The 15,136-nt window shown below is 42.4% G+C and carries 17 protein-coding genes; 12 read left to right on the forward strand and 5 right to left on the reverse strand.

What is annotated here, in order from left to right:
* The first annotated feature begins 6 nt into the window (after positions 1-6).
* The 7 genes from CLHUN_RS01600 to CLHUN_RS01630 all read left to right on the forward strand — a co-directional run bounded on the left by CLHUN_RS01600 (position 7) and on the right by CLHUN_RS01630 (position 8,277).
* Positions 7-903 carry an alkaline phosphatase family protein gene (locus CLHUN_RS01600; RefSeq protein ID WP_080062820.1) on the forward strand — a complete coding sequence of 299 codons (897 nt, stop codon included), beginning with the start codon at positions 7-9 and terminating at the stop codon, positions 901-903.
* On the forward strand, positions 887-3,502 hold the full coding sequence (locus CLHUN_RS01605) for a U32 family peptidase (protein WP_080062821.1): 2,616 nt from the start codon (positions 887-889) through the stop codon (positions 3,500-3,502). Before CLHUN_RS01600 ends, CLHUN_RS01605 begins: the two co-directional genes overlap by 17 nt.
* A 99-nt stretch (positions 3,503-3,601) precedes the next feature.
* Positions 3,602-4,117 (forward strand): dUTP diphosphatase, encoded by a 516-nt coding sequence (gene dut, locus CLHUN_RS01610; RefSeq protein ID WP_242656405.1) that lies wholly within the window; start codon positions 3,602-3,604, stop codon positions 4,115-4,117.
* Positions 4,114-5,922 (forward strand): GTPase HflX, encoded by a 1,809-nt coding sequence (hflX, locus tag CLHUN_RS01615; RefSeq protein WP_479692013.1) that lies wholly within the window; start codon positions 4,114-4,116, stop codon positions 5,920-5,922. Before dut ends, hflX begins: the two co-directional genes overlap by 4 nt.
* 160 nt (positions 5,923-6,082) lie before the next feature.
* Positions 6,083-6,517, forward strand: coding sequence for an NUDIX hydrolase (locus CLHUN_RS01620; RefSeq protein WP_080062822.1), 435 nt, complete (start codon positions 6,083-6,085; stop codon positions 6,515-6,517).
* Between the two features lie 232 nt (positions 6,518-6,749).
* Positions 6,750-7,400, forward strand: a complete 651-nt coding sequence (locus CLHUN_RS01625) for a YigZ family protein (RefSeq protein ID WP_080062823.1) — start codon at positions 6,750-6,752, stop codon at positions 7,398-7,400.
* Between the two features lie 139 nt (positions 7,401-7,539).
* Complete coding sequence (locus CLHUN_RS01630) at positions 7,540-8,277, forward strand: YebC/PmpR family DNA-binding transcriptional regulator (protein WP_080062824.1); 738 nt, start codon at positions 7,540-7,542, stop codon at positions 8,275-8,277.
* A 72-nt stretch (positions 8,278-8,349) separates the two neighbouring features.
* On the opposite strand, the gene CLHUN_RS01635 is transcribed toward CLHUN_RS01630, so the two are convergent.
* The 5 genes from CLHUN_RS01635 to CLHUN_RS01655 form a co-directional block, all read right to left on the reverse strand.
* Entirely contained in the window at positions 8,350-8,583 is a 234-nt protein-coding gene (locus CLHUN_RS01635) for a MerR family transcriptional regulator (protein WP_080062825.1), read from the reverse strand.
* 35 nt (positions 8,584-8,618) lie between these two features.
* On the reverse strand, positions 8,619-8,879 hold the full coding sequence (locus CLHUN_RS01640; RefSeq protein WP_080062826.1) for a CPF_0552 family protein: 261 nt from the start codon (positions 8,877-8,879) through the stop codon (positions 8,619-8,621).
* A gap of 67 nt (positions 8,880-8,946) precedes the next feature.
* A complete protein-coding gene (locus CLHUN_RS01645; RefSeq protein ID WP_080062827.1) occupies positions 8,947-10,002 on the reverse strand; it encodes an AI-2E family transporter in 1,056 nt (351 codons plus the stop codon).
* 212 nt (positions 10,003-10,214) lie between these two features.
* Positions 10,215-10,400: an alpha/beta-type small acid-soluble spore protein gene (locus CLHUN_RS01650; protein ID WP_080062828.1), complete on the reverse strand. Its 186-nt coding sequence runs from the start codon at positions 10,398-10,400 to the stop codon at positions 10,215-10,217.
* A gap of 191 nt (positions 10,401-10,591) precedes the next feature.
* Positions 10,592-10,804: a DUF378 domain-containing protein gene (locus tag CLHUN_RS01655; protein ID WP_080062829.1), complete on the reverse strand. Its 213-nt coding sequence runs from the start codon at positions 10,802-10,804 to the stop codon at positions 10,592-10,594.
* Between the two features lie 212 nt (positions 10,805-11,016).
* On the opposite strand from CLHUN_RS01655, the gene CLHUN_RS22650 reads away from it, so the two are divergent.
* The 5 genes from CLHUN_RS22650 to CLHUN_RS22830 all read left to right on the forward strand — a co-directional run bounded on the left by CLHUN_RS22650 (position 11,017) and on the right by CLHUN_RS22830 (position 14,778).
* On the forward strand, positions 11,017-11,145 hold the full coding sequence (locus CLHUN_RS22650) for a hypothetical protein (RefSeq protein ID WP_278247509.1): 129 nt from the start codon (positions 11,017-11,019) through the stop codon (positions 11,143-11,145).
* Positions 11,146-11,226: 81 nt separating this feature from the next.
* Positions 11,227-11,997: a DUF6873 family GME fold protein gene (locus CLHUN_RS01660; protein WP_080062830.1), complete on the forward strand. Its 771-nt coding sequence runs from the start codon at positions 11,227-11,229 to the stop codon at positions 11,995-11,997.
* Positions 11,998-12,226: 229 nt separating this feature from the next.
* Positions 12,227-13,144, forward strand: coding sequence for a putative sporulation protein YtxC (gene ytxC / locus CLHUN_RS01665; protein ID WP_080062831.1), 918 nt, complete (start codon positions 12,227-12,229; stop codon positions 13,142-13,144).
* A gap of 472 nt (positions 13,145-13,616) precedes the next feature.
* On the forward strand, positions 13,617-14,450 hold the full coding sequence (locus CLHUN_RS01670) for an Asp23/Gls24 family envelope stress response protein (RefSeq protein ID WP_080062832.1): 834 nt from the start codon (positions 13,617-13,619) through the stop codon (positions 14,448-14,450).
* A gap of 214 nt (positions 14,451-14,664) precedes the next feature.
* On the forward strand, positions 14,665-14,778 hold the full coding sequence (locus tag CLHUN_RS22830; protein WP_165755621.1) for a zinc ribbon domain-containing protein: 114 nt from the start codon (positions 14,665-14,667) through the stop codon (positions 14,776-14,778).
* Positions 14,779-15,136: the final 358 nt, after the last annotated feature.

A 15,136-nucleotide genomic window follows, 5' to 3' on the forward strand; every position in this document is an offset into this window, starting at 1 on the left:
TTAATTATGAAAGTGATATTTATATTTATAGACGGGATAGGGGTTGGAAATGAAAACAGGGAGACAAATCCCATATATGCTGCGAAAACACAGGTTCTGTGGAAACTGATGGCGGAGGCAAGATTTTTAGCAGATGCCTCCCTGGGAGTTCCGGGCCTGCCGCAGAGCGCAACAGGCCAGACTGCCATTTTTACAGGAGTCAATGCTCCGGCAGTGCTGAACCGGCATATGAGCGGACAGCCCACCATAACACTGAAAAGGCTTATTCAGAAGCTTAATCTTTTCGGGGAGCTGAATAAGCTGGGACTGACTGTCACAAGTGCCAATGTGTACAGAGACGAATACCTGAGAAATATGCTGGAGGAAAGGGACAGGAGGAACAAGCCGTCAGTCACCTCCGTCATGGGTATGGCCCAGGGTATAAAGTTCAGAACCGTAAAAGAATTTATGAATAATAACGGGGTATATCACGACTTGACAGGTGAAAGACTAAAAGAGTCAGGCTATGAGGTAGACCTTGTAACACCTGAGACAGCAGCAAAAAATCTGTATGCTTTAAGCCGCAGCTATGATTTTACACTGTATGAACACTTTATTACAGATATTGCAGGACATAAGTTTGAAATGGACAAGGCTGTTGAGGTTGTGGAGAAGCTGGACAGATTTCTGGGAGAACTGATACGAATGCTGGATTTTGAGAAGGATGTGCTTATAATAACCAGTGACCATGGCAATCTGGAGGACCTTTCAGTGCGTACGCATACCATGAGCAAGGTTCCGGTAATTATTAAAGGAACGCAGGCAGAAAGGGCTGAAACCATAGTTCATTCACTGGTAGACATAATGCCGTTTATTCTTGAATTGTTCAGAAGGGGAAATAAGTTGCATGACAAAGAAAATTGAGCTTTTAGCACCGGCGGGAAATTATGATGCATTCCTGGCAGCAGTGGAAAATGGTGCAGATGCGGTGTATATGGGAGGAAAGCTTTTCAATGCCCGGCAGTATGCCGGAAACTTTGAGGATGAAGAACTGTGCAAGGCGCTGGATTATGCACATGTGAGAGGTGTGAAGATATTTCTTGCCTTGAACACTCTGATTTTGGAGGATGAAATGCAGCAGGCGGTGGAGTATGCGGCAAAGTGCTGGGAGATGGGTGTTGATGCTCTCATATTGCAGGACCTGGGACTGGCCTCCAACCTGAAAAAGCTGATTCCGGCGGTTCAAATTCATGCAAGTACCCAGATGACCACCTACGATACTGACGGGGTGAGGGCACTTGAAAGAATGGGCTTTGAAAGAGCGGTGCTGGCCAGGGAGCTTTCGCTTCACGAAATAAGGGAGATATGCAATAATACCGGACTTGACATAGAAGTTTTCATTCATGGTGCTTTATGCATAAGCTATTCCGGGCAATGCCTCATGAGCAGTCTCATAGGCGGCAGGAGCGGAAACCGGGGCAGATGTGCACAACCCTGCAGGATGTATTATTCGGCGGCAAGGGATGGAAAAAGTATAAAAAGCGGGTATTTGCTAAGCCCCAAGGATATATGCTATATTGACCATCTGGGAGAATTGATTGAAGCCGGTGTCAATTCCTTTAAGATAGAAGGCAGGATGAAAAATCCGGAATATGTGGCGACAGTGGTGGGTGTCTACAGGAAATATCTGAACCTGCTGGAACAGGAGGGTGCAAAGGCCGGCAGCCGGTCTTCCGTTCAGGTGGCCGGCGCTGACAGGCACCGGCTCCTCCAGAGCTTTAACAGGGGAGGATTTTCGCAAGGGTATCTCAAGGGAAAGACCGGGCCTGAAATGATGGCCTATGAAAAGCCGAAGAACTGGGGAACCTTTCTGGGAACAGTGCTTGCAGGAGATAAAAATTCGGATTCAGTTAAGATAAAGCTGGAAAATACATTGGGAAATGGTGACGGCATAGAAATCTGGTCCGGGAAATCCTTTGAGGAAAGTCCCGGAGGAATTATTACAAAAATAGTGCAGGACGGCGGAAAGCTGGTCAAGCGCGCCAATCCCGGAGATACGGTATGGGTTTCGGTAATCAGGGGAAATATCCAAAGAGGGAGCAGGGTTTACAAGACCTCAGACCGGGAAATGCTTGACCAGGCGGCTGAAACCTATTCCAGACCCTCCAGGAAGGCAGAGGTGAAGGCCCGCTTTCAGATGAAGGCAGGTGAGCTGCCGGTGTTGACCCTGGAGGACTTTGAAGGTAATTCTGTGCGGGCCGAAGGGGCGGTTATTCCTGAGAAGGCCGTAAATAAGCCGCTTTCTCAGGAGAGAGTTTCGGAGCAGCTCAAAAAGACAGGTTCCACACCCTTTAAAATAATCGAGCTGGATATGGATATGGACAGCCATATTGTAGTGCCAATAAGTGAGTTGAACAATATCAGGAGAAAAGCGGCGGGGCTTCTGGAAGAAAAGCGCGCGGCGGCCTTCAGGAGGCAGAGCCCTTTGCGGCATGATCCTGCATATTTCCCGGGAAATATACAGGAAAGCCTTGGAAATAGTCAGGAAAATCCAAAAAGTGCAGAAGGAGCACCGGCAGGCTGGAAAATAAACTGTGAATCCCTGAAGGGCAGTTCCATGGGAGTGGAAATAAAACGGAAAGGTTTGCGGACAGGGAGAGAAATAAAGCTTTCGGCTATGCTCTACAGCTTTGATAGCGACCTGGAGTTTGGAGAAATCAATGCCCACAGGCTCTACATTCCATTTAATGCCCTGCTGGATCAGAACACCGCTGAAAAAATAAAAACCGGCTGCTCCGGAAAAGAGATATTTGCATACATTCCGGCCATTACAAAAGGGAAGCAATCTGAAATCCTTGACAGAAATATTGTGAAGGTAAACAATATGGTCCAGGGGTTCCTGGCGGGAAATATGGGAACTGCCCAAAGGCTGAGGAGGCTGCTGGGTGATGATGCAAAGCTTGCGGGCGACTATTCTCTTAACCTGCTGAACGGCTCTGCACTGAATTATTTAAAAAGCCAGGGTTTTACCGGGGCTGCATTATCCTATGAGCTTAACCTGAAACAGTTGGAGGTCATGGATTATCCAGCAGAGTTTGAGGCTGAGCTGGGTGTATACGGCAGAATACCGGTAATGACCAGCGAGTATTGCCCTGTTGGAGGAAGCATTGCCGGAGCTGCCCCACATAAGTGCAAAGGTGAGTGCAAAAGCGGGGTTTTTCATTTAAAGGACAGAAAGAATGCAGCATTTCCGGTGGTATGTGACTGTGTTGATTGCCGGAGCACCGTTTTTAATTCTGATATGCTGTTTGCTCCAGAGCTGGTGTCTGATATATGCAAAACAGGCTTGGAGTATATGAGATTGAGTTTTGTTGATGAGAGCAGCGAGGAGATTTATGATACGGTCAACTTATACAGGAATCTGATGAAAGGCGGAAAAACTTTGCACGGACATGAGAAGTCAATAATTGAGAATACCAGGGAGAAGGGCATAACCAGAGGACACCTGCAAAGAGGAGTCTAGAAACAGTTTGGAGGGCTGCTGTTTTTAAAAGAAGGAGAGGTTATGGCTATTTGCAGGATAGAGGTTAATAGGATAGAGGTTAATAGGATGGAGGTTAATATGATAGAGGTTAATATGATAGAGATTTTTGTTGAGGTGTGCAGGCAGGATGCCGTACTGCCGAGATATGCCAATCCGGGAGATTCGGGAATGGATGTCTATGCGGCAGAAGAGGCAGTTGTTGCCCCGGGTGAGACAGTGGTTGTACCTACAGGTCTGAAGCTGGCGATACCGGAAGGCTATGAAATACAGGTGAGGCCAAGAAGCGGTCTGTCCCTGAAAACTCCAATCCGGATACCAAATTCACCGGGCACAATAGACAGCGGCTACAGGGATGAATTAGGAATTATTGTAAATAATAATTCTCAGGCGGGCTTGTGCAAGGAAGGCCAGGAGCCGTACACACTGGAGGAAAAAGGTAACGGTAACGGAACTTATATTATCAGAAAAGGTGACAGGCTTGCTCAGATAGTTTTGCAGCAGGTTCCCAGAATGGTGCTTACCAGGGTGGAATCCGTAGGAGATATTGGCAGCAACAGGGGCGGGGGCTTCGGTTCCACAGGCATAACCGGTTGAAGGAAGGTGATATTATTAAAATAAACGGAAATATACAATCAGTAAAAGAAAGACTGCTCAATGAGCTGGAGGAGCTTTACGACAAAAAATTTAGTTCACAGGAGCTGCTGCCTGTTGAATTGGCTCAAACCATAGCTGCAATATCCCATGAAATAAACAGGGAAATTTCCGTCCTCATAAACAGGAGGGGCACAGTAGTTGATATAAGCATAGGAGACAGCGGTACTGTCTCATTACCTCAGTTGGACAGCAGAAGAGGTAAGTCCAGGCTGTCTGCCATCAGATGTATCCATACACATCCCGGGGGAAATGGAATGCTCTCTCAGGTTGACATAAGTACACTTCAGAAGCTCAGGCTTGACGCCATGCTGGCCATAGGCATAAAGGAAGGACAGCCCGCAGACATTTATGCAGGCTGCCTGTCCATGGACCGTGAGGCTGAGGTGTATGGGCCGTTTACACTGGGAGAGGCCAGGCTGAATTACCTGTACAGGATTATTGAAGAGCTGGATGCCTCCGCCAAGGAAGATATCTATGAAAATGAGGAAGAGGCGGAAAAGGCAATTCTTGTAGGCCTGGAAACGGGACACAGCAGGTTGGAAAATGTATCCCTGAGAGATGCGGAGGACTCACTTGACGAACTTATGGAGCTTGCCGGGACTGCCGGAGCCATAGTGCTTGACAAGGTGCTGCAGCGCAAGCAGTCTCAGGACTCGGCCTTTTATGTGGGAAAGGGAAAAATAGAAGAGCTGTCCCTGCTGTGCCAGGCACGGGACGTTCAACTGCTGATCTTCGATGATGAACTCTCGGGAGCCCAGATCAGAAATATAGAGGAGGCAACGGGTGTCCGTGTGGTGGATAGGACCACACTCATACTGGACATATTTGCCCAGCGGGCAATATCAAAGGAGGGCAAGCTGCAGGTGGAGCTGGCCCAGCTTAAATACAAGCTTCCAAGGCTTATGGGCCTGGGAACCCAGCTTTCCAGGCTTGGGGGAGGTATCGGCACACGTGGCCCCGGAGAGAAAAAGCTGGAGGTTGACAGGCGGCATATCCGCAGGAGGATAACAAACCTGGAGAGGGAATTGGAGCAGCTTGGGAAGAGAAGGGACTTTCTTCGGAGCACCAGATCCAAAAACAATGTTCCGGTCATTGCCATAGTAGGTTATACAAATGCGGGAAAATCAACCCTTATGAATAAGCTTTGCGGTTCGTCCGTTTTTGTGGAGAACAAGCTGTTTGCAACCCTTGACCCATCAGCCCGGAAGCTGATGCTGGCGGATGGAAGAGAAGCCGTGCTCGTAGACACCGTAGGCTTCATACGAAAACTCCCCCATGATCTCATTGAGGCCTTTAAATCAACGCTGGAGGAAGCTGTCCATGCCGACATGCTGCTCCATGTGGTGGATGCCTCCAACGAAAATGCGGCCATGCAGATAAGTGTTGTTGAAGGGCTGCTGGAGGACCTGGGGGCAGCTTCGAAAAATACCATACTTGTCCTTAACAAACAGGATTTGTCGGCCTCCGGGGGAAGAATAAACCCCATGGGGTATTCTTCCGTATGTGAAATATCTGCGGTAACCGGATATGGAATTGACCTGCTGCTTGAAAAAATCACCGAGGGCTTCAAGGAGAAGCTCAAGGAAATAAAATTGCTTATACCATATAATGAAGGCTGGGTAATGCCGTATATCTATAAATACGGGCAGACCATAACCCAGGAGTATCTGGAGGACGGCATAAGTGTTCAGGCACTGGTGAAAATAGACAAGATTAGCAAACTTGAAGAATTTATTCTTGTATAAAATAGCCAAGTAAGGTATTATAATTAATATAGATGTATTAAATTCAATGCAATGGAAATAATAAGGAATAGTTAAATAATTTTCACATATCATTAGTATAATGTTATTTAATAAATCCTTATACAACTCAAAAAAATCTATCAGGGAAGGGGTTTTGATTATGCTTGTTAGAAACTGCGCAGGTGGTGTTGTCTTTTCCGGAGAGAAAGTATTTCTTCTTAAAAATGAGAAGGATGAGTGGGTACTTCCAAAAGGGGTATTAAAAAACGGTGATTATCCCGATGAGGTAGCGTTGCGAAGAGTTAGAGAAGAAACAGGAATTCAAGCTGAGATCATTTCTACTGCAGGTAATACCAATTACGAATTTTTTTCAGTAACACGTCAAAGACCGGTCTGCAATAAAATCACATGGTACATCATGAAATCCCTCGATGATAAATTTGAAATTAATAAGGACGAGAACTTTACTGATGGCGGCTATTTTACCATTGAGGAAGCGCTGCAGAAAATTACTTACAGTCAGGATAGATCCCTGATTAATTGTTCATACTCAAAATACTGTGAAGTGGAAAATTCAGATGCGGTGGGTTTTTAAGCCATCACTGCCATAAACATAATAAGCAGGCATATTACAGCACTCCTATTACTCAAGGAGTGCTGTTTTTGGCTGAACTTCATTTCCTGTTCAAACTAGGGTATAATAAAAGGGGCTTTTCCGGATATCGGCTGCCCGGAAGTAAGCAGGACTGCCGGTGTAAAGGATAAAGTGCTATGAAAACGGTTTATAAAAAGGAGCTTGCCGTAGTTTTTCGGCTGATGGAATAACGATGCTATTGGAATATAAAACTGTGCTTAATACTGCTGCCACGGAATTTGAAGAAAAAAAATCCAGGTTTATTACAAATGTCAAACCTGTAGTATCCGAGGAGGAGGCAGCGGCTTTTATAAATGAAATCAAGTCAAAATACTGGAATGCAACCCATAATGTTTATGCGTACGTGTTAAACAGAGGCACTCCCGTGCAAAGGTTCAGCGATGACGGCGAACCCTCGGGAACAGCAGGTATGCCTGCGCTGGAAGTAATAAGGAGAATGGGAGTACAGGATGTGGCCCTGGTAGTCACGCGATATTTCGGAGGAACGCTCCTAGGTGCTTCAGGACTTATCCGGGCTTACAGCCGGGGGGCCTCGGAGGGTTTGGCAGCGGCGGAAGTCATAATCAGAAAGCTGTGCGTTAACATATTTATAATGCTTGAATATACCTTGTTCGGGAAATTGCAGAATATGCTTATGCTGAAGGGCAACATTATAAAGGACGTACAATATGGGCAGGACGTGGAATTGACAGTACTCATAGAAGATGGAAAGGAAGAGGCCTTCATTAAAGCGGTTGTTGAGAACACCAGCGGAAGGGCTGTAATCCAATGCGGAGATAAGGAGTACATAACACTTGACAGCGGCGGAAAGCTTCTGAGGTAATGCAGAGGTTGATTATTTGGAGAATTACTATTATAATGTTTAGGGACAAATCAAAAACTATTCATAAGGTCAATTACGATACTAATTGACTTTACAATGTTTAATATAATGCAGTGAGCATTACATTAGGGAGGTATTTATGTCAGGGCATTCAAAATGGGCCAATATCAAGCGGCAAAAGGGAGAAGCGGACGCGAAGAAGGGTAAGATATTCACAAAACTGGGCAGAGAAATTCAGATTGCCGTCAAGGTGGGAGGAGGCGCGGACCCTAACTCCAATTCCAAGCTGAAGGATGTAATCGCCAAGTGTAAAGCTGTCAATATGCCAAATGATAATATTCAGAGAAGTATCAAAAAGGCCAGCGGTGACGGCGACAGTGACAATTATGAAGAAATAACCTATGAAGGCTATGGCCCGGGCGGAGTAGCTGTCATATGCGAGTGTACCACAGACAACAGGAACAGAACCGCAGGTGATCTGAGGCATTACTTTGACAAGTTCGGCGGCAATTTGGGCCAGAGTGGCTGTGTATCCTTTATGTTTAATAAAAAAGGTGTAATAGTCATTGAAAATGATGGGAAAATAAATGAAGACGACCTGATGATGGAAGCACTTGAGGTAGGAGCAGAGGATTTTAAGGCAGACGGTGATATTTTTGAAATACTTACTGATCCGGCGGATTTCTCAAATGTCCGTGAAGCTCTGGAAAAGAAGGGGTTTGAATTCCTGGAGGCTGAGATTTCCATGATACCCACTACTACCACAAAACTCACAGATCCCGAGCATATCAAATTTATGGACAAGCTGATAGAAAATCTCGAGGAACTGGATGATGTTTCAAACGTGTACCACAGTTGGGAGCAGGATGAGGAATAGTCTCAAACCTGTATGAAATCAGGCTTGAGTTTTAAAAGGCAGAGCAAAAAAAGCCGGCAAAAGCCGGCTTTTTTATTTTTCTACGATTTCCAACCTTCCCTCGTCAACAAACTTCTGAATATTTGCAACCTTAATATCCAAGTCAGTTGCAATTTTTCCAATGGAAGACTTGGGATTCAATTTCAGGTAGCTTTTAATTTTTTTAAATTCCAGCTCGTTCCTTTGGCTGCAACTCAGGCACAAACCATCACTGGTGGTATATTGAAATGTGCACAGGCATTCTTTACATTGTTTTGCTTCGGACATACATCAGACCCCGAATAAATAAATTTTGTTTTGCACTAATCGGAACAAACCTGATTGTTCCTGGCTTTAACCCCGGGAATTTTGTTCAGGTTTTCTTCCAGCTCCAGTATCTCCTTGTCCGAGCCGATCAATTGGAGAATAATCAGGCCCTCATTGGAACAGAAGTCTTCACCTGCATCATGGATTCCCAGCCTGGTCTTGATTATACAACCTGATTTGGTCAAGACATTCTGCATTTCAGGGACATTTTCAATTCTGCTGTTTGTTAAAACAGTCATGACATTATAGCACGACATAAATATCCTCCTTATCAAAAGTGCTTTTATTTCCTTTTATATTGTGAACTGTCCAGGCACTCCTGCGTCACTCTTCCCTGACCTTGGGCTTTGCGTTGTCGGAAGATGGCACATCAGGATTTCTTACCTCCAGTACATCCATGATAAATATGAATATGGGAATACCTATAATGAGTCCCCATATTCCAAGAACATGCTCTGATACTATCAGCACCACAAAGGTATAGAAGACAGGCAGCTTCGTTTTCTGTGACATGAGCTTGGGATTCAGTATATAGCTCTCAAGGGCATGCAGTATGGCAATAAGGATAAGTACGTAAACAATCATCCTGAACCCGCCGATAGTGAAGGCTATGATGGCTAAAGGAATCAGGGAAATTACAACTCCCGCTACAGGAACAAGCCCCAGCACAAATATCATGGCTCCCAGCCCCAGCACCTGGGGGAAGTTGAGAACATACAGCATTATCATGGATAATATGCTGTTTATAAAGGATATGGTTATCTGTGTCTGTATCACCTTTCCGAAGGATTGCAGAAATTTTCTTCCGAAGAAGGACATTTCCTCATATACCACCCGTATCTTGCTGTTTTCAAAGTAGGAGGTAAATCTTACTATTCTGTTTTTCTCCAGTATGAAGAAAAGACTCAGAATGATTGCTATGAAAATATCGATTCCCCATTTGCCTATGTTTGTGATGGACTTGATAAGCCCCTCATAATTATTGGATATATAGGTTGAAATCTTAAATTCCTTGGAAAGAGAGATAATATAGTTCAGAGTGGTATTTTCATAGGTTCCGTTCAGGAAAACAATGGCCTGCTTGATAATTGCGTTTACCTCCGACACTATCTTGGGAATATACAGGTAAAGCACATAGACAGCCAGAGTGAGGATGGCCAGGTATACCGTAATGATTATGGCCTTAAGAACCCTTGAATTCAAATTTTTTGCACGCTTAAAAAAGAAACTTTGTGCGGTATATCCAAGATATGCAAAGATAAAGGTAAGCAGAAACATGTTAGCCATGCCTCTAAGCAGGTAAATGGCTACTCCAAAAGCAAGAAGTATCAGTATACGCCTTGGCATCTGCTTTGTGAAGATTGATTTAAAAGTCGTCATAAGAACCGTTTCCTTATTTTATTTTTTGAAGCGCAGCCCCCGTAATGTGTATGTACAGGTTGAAGCATTATTCATAAATCAATTATATAGAAATATTTGCAACTTATAAAGTATTAATTTGTTAATTGCTTTAATTAAATAAAAGGACACCGTCCTAAACGGCATCCTTTTATTATTGTGCCCTTTGTGGACACTCACCTGCAAAATTTTACTTACTTGCCCTGTGAATCTCTAAATGTCTGGAATACTTTCTTGGTGATGTTTCCACCGACTTTACCAGCTTCTCTAGAAGTTAAGTCGCCGTTGTAACCTTCTTTGAGGTTAACGCCTACCTGAGAAGCTATTTCATACTTCAAGTTCTCGAAACCAGTGTTTCTGTTATTACTTCTGCTTGCCATAATCGCATTCCTCCTTTTAGTATCACCATATTTCACCTGTAACCAGTGATTTTTGCTGGTGTACTAATATAATCTGCAATCCCTAAAAAATTATTACGGAAAATTATTACTTTTGAAAATCAATTATTCTTATAAAAGCTCAATGGCAGGATATTAATAAAGTGGCGGTAAATACCCGCCACTTTAGGCTGTTAATGATTTCTTACAGTTTCTGATTCTCTAAATAAAAGACTTATGCTGTACAAGCCGGCAATACCTACAATAGTAAATATTGTCCTGGTCAAAAGTGAAGCGGTCCCAAAAATGGAGGCAACCAGGTCATATCTGAATAATCCGACAGAAAGCCAGTTTAGAGCTCCAATGATAACCAGTACTAATGCAACCCTATCCAAAGGTGTTCTCATTGCCATCTCTCCCTTTCTTGATAGTTTTAGGCAAATTTCCTTGTCTGAAATTATGCTTGAATATATTATAATTAATGTATGTATTTTTTATTCAATAACAAATATCCAATTTTAAATAATAAATAACCGCATTTCCGTTTTACGGGAAATGCGGTGTATTTGAATAACCGTCTGCTCTCGCAGGCAGTTAGTACTGATATATGGAGAGCTTTATGCTTAGCAATTCGAATAAGACACAATTTGCCTTGATAAGGCTTATAATATTTGAAGCTGAACAGGCAACAATAATCGTAATTGATTTGGCGGTTGTAAATAAGCATGCAGGTTATTCCTTAGTATAATATGAAAAATAAAAATTATGTGTGATACTAAAAATTGCTATTAGGTCAAAATGAATATTTAAATATATTTGGAGGTGTGTTGTGAGTTTTCTTGAGCTGCCCAATTTACCTGCGGGAGACGTCAATACTGCCGTAATAGACGGGAGAGCACCCCGGAGCATAAAAACTGCATTGGAAAGGCTGAATATAAGTGCAATCCTTACCGAAGCCCATCCTGATGTCTACCAGGCAATTGCCTATCATCCTGATATAATGCTTCACCATATCGGAGGTGAGGTTATGGTTTATGCGCCAAATACTCCCGAGAGTCTTGTGAAGTCACTTGAAGCCAGGGGCTTTGAGCTGGTTATGGGGCATACGGCGCTTGGAAACCGGTATCCCCTGACAATACCTTACAATGTGGCGCGGGTTGGAGGCTTCGCACTTCACAACACCAGGTACACAGATCCCGTTATTAAAGAACTGCTTGCGGCAAGAGGTGTCGAGTTCATTCACACAAACCAGGGATATTCAAAATGCCTGACTTGCATAGTTGATTCAAACAGCATAATTACTTCCGATCAGGACATATATAAAAGAGCCGGTGAATATGGGCTGGATGTACTTTTGATAGAACCGGATGAATCAATACGGCTTGAGCCGCTTAATATGGGCTTTTTCGGAGGAGCCTCCGGACTTGTTGGAAAACAAAGGCTGGCAATAGCCGGGCATTTGAAAACTCATGGGAGCTGCCGGAAAATATTGGACTTTCTGAGTTTAAAATGTGTAGACGTGGTTATGCTTAATGATGAAAGACTTATTGATATGGGAAGTATAATTCCTGTAATGCAAAATCGGCAAGCGGGCTCTTGAGTTCGAAAAAGCGGAGGAATATGCTGCCTGCTCTGTCTCAAATTAATCTTTAAGGGTGTAGTACCTATGAAAAATGCGGTGCATATAATGTAGCATAACTTAAAGGTGCATAAAAACGCCGGATGCATACAACATTTGTCAAGGTCAATTATGGCTGTATCTATTCCTTGACATAGGGAGTAATAGTAATTGACTTAGCATATACTACACACGAAGGGAAGTGAAGTTGATGCAGTATCCATATCTCTCAATAGGGATAACAGATAGCGCAGAAAACGTAATACAACAAATAGACAAAGAGCTTCAACAACTCAAAGAGAAGAACATAAATTACTCTGTAAAAGAGGTTGATTTTGAGGGTGCAACTTCCGTGGTGTGTAATTTGGAGGGAGAGCCGCTATTCTCAAAGAAATCAAACCAATTTGAACTGTTGAAATATCATGTGTCAAATGCACTGGCCGACCATGTCATTCTGCAGTATGAAGAAAAACTTTTAAGCAGGATAATCAATAGCAACTACGGTTATTTCAACTCGGCAGAGAAAAAAGAAATATTACGCATATCCCTTAAAATAATCAGGAATGATGACAAGGTTTTTTTCAACACCCTGTTTCAAATAAGACGGAGAAATTTGATAATAAAAAAGCTTATGGAGTATTTTGAAGGCTCAAGCAATATTATTCTTGACGGCTTTGTGAACTTCAGACTCAAGGACTATATTAAGGAACTGGAAGATGTTATAGACAATGCAGTGGATGACTTTCTCGTCGAACGGGAATATAAGGAGTTTATACGGCTCTTGAGATATTTTGTAGAAATACAGGAATCCAAGTTCAATTTTATTCATGTGGTAATGCAGTATGATGAAAATTATATATTGCTGGATGAAAAGAAAAGGGAAATCACCAACGAATGTATTCAGGAATTCATCGCGGAGCTTCCGGAAACTGAAATAAACCATGACGACCTGCTTGTCAGTTCCCTTATAACCCTTGCTCCCAAAAGCATAATAATCCATAACTGGGAAAGATTTAAAAATCAGAAGCTGTTGGACACCATAAAAAATGTTTTCTCCGGAAAGGTAGTATTGTGCGGCGGCTGCTCAATTTGTGAGTATATTTTTGCAAAAACTGACAGAAAAGAGTGACGGATGTCAGAAAAGAATTGAAATTGTCAGAAAAAATAAAAAAATAGTAAATTATTACTATAAGATTTTTTGCAATATATATTGACAAAAAGATGGTATATAAATACAATATATCGTGTAATCACTAGATAGAGTGTTAAGAAATCTATAAAACACTTCATATTGGTTTTATGACCAATATGGGTAATTTATACCACCACAAAAGATAAAACGACCAATTTACAAGAGAAGAAGTTTAAAATTTACAAAAGATTAAAATGTCCGGGAAAAGAAAAGAGAGTCAGTTGACTCTCTTTTTCCCTATTCAGACAATTGATATTCTGCTGCGGATAATTTATAATTTCATATAAACATGCAAATAATTCTGACGATGGGATTAATATTTACATTGGCAAAATGCATTGCCAAAAAAACGGAATTCAAATAAAACGGCGTTAGCTATATACGGTGTTAGCTATATTAGGAGGAAGCCTTGAAGGTAATTGGATTTGTTGGACCAAGCGGGACGGGTAAAAGTCACAGGGCATCGTGGGTTGCCAGGGAGCGTGGGACAGACTTCATTATAGATGATGGACTGCTCATAAAGGGTAATCAGATAATCGCAGGTGTTTCTGCAAAGAGGGAGAGTACAAAGATTGCCTCTGTGAAGAGGGCTTTGTTTACCGACAAGAAACATGCGGAAGATGTGGTTGATGCCCTGAAGACATATGACGCTCAGATACTGCTTATCATCGGCACCTCGGATGGAATGGTGGAAAAAATAGCAGAGCGCCTGGGAATCGGTCCCGTTGCCGAAAAGGTGTATATAACCGATGTTGCCAGCGAATACGAAATAAAGCAGGCATTGTCCACCAGGAGAGAGCAGGGCAAGCATGTAATTCCTGTTCCGACCTTTGAAATAAAGAAGGATTTTTCAGGGTATTTTCTTGACCCGCTTCAGATATTCAGGAGAAAGGGAAAGGGCAGTTACCAACTGGTGGGCGAAAAATCCGTAGTGCGGCCAACCTTCAGCTATATGGGCAGCTACACCATATCCGACTATACCATATATCAGATAGTGGAACATGTGACCTCAAATATAGAAGGTGTCTCCAAAATATCAAGGTTCCGTGCAGAGAACAGGCCGGACGGCATTTATATAGAAATGGACCTGGTGCTTATATACGGCTACATGATAAAGCAGTTGCTGCGGGAGGTGCAGGAGCAGGTGAGCGAGCAGATCAAGCACCTGACGGCACTTAACATCAAGAGGATGAATGTGGTGGCCAAGAGTCTGGTGATGGACAACAGGAAAAAAGAAGGTTAATAATAAGCTGAGTTGGAAGATGCCTCATATTTATATCAAGTAAAAGCTAAACAAATCGCAACGACATGCTTAGCTGCATTGTAAATCATTATTCAAATGGAGAACTTAAAGGGTACAAGCTTTACTTATAATATGTTTTATTTTGACTTACAGGGATTGATACAAACCTTAGGCGATGAAAATAATATTTATTATAAAGTACGTGAATAGAGATATGACAAGCCAGAGTACTTTTATTTGTTTAAAATGTGGTAATACAATGAATGCAGATTATAATGCAGCTAAAAATATTGTTAGTCCAAATATAAAAACCAGGCTGTTTTCGTAAATATTGCTGCTAAAACGGTAAAACCTTTCGCTAAAGTTATAGAAGCAACCATTAGTATTTTTTTCATAAAATTCACCTCCAAAAAACCTAATATTATAATTTCCTTAAAGGGAAGTATTTAATAATACATAATCTTTAAAATAACAATTTGCTTGAGCATATGCGTTGTACCAGACAGCACGAACCATACTTTTTGGCAAAGAGTACATAAGGATGAATGAGATAGCAGATGAATATTTGATTGTAGAAGATACATTCAAAGCTATCATCAACTCTATTTTAATTTCCAAATACGGAGCAGATATGTTCCAAGTGAATTGTTAATAAGAGCTGCTTTTATATATGAGATGTTTTTTAT

This window comes from Ruminiclostridium hungatei (assembly GCF_002051585.1).
In the GTDB taxonomy this organism is placed as follows: Bacteria; Bacillota; Clostridia; order Acetivibrionales; family DSM-1351; genus Ruminiclostridium; species Ruminiclostridium hungatei.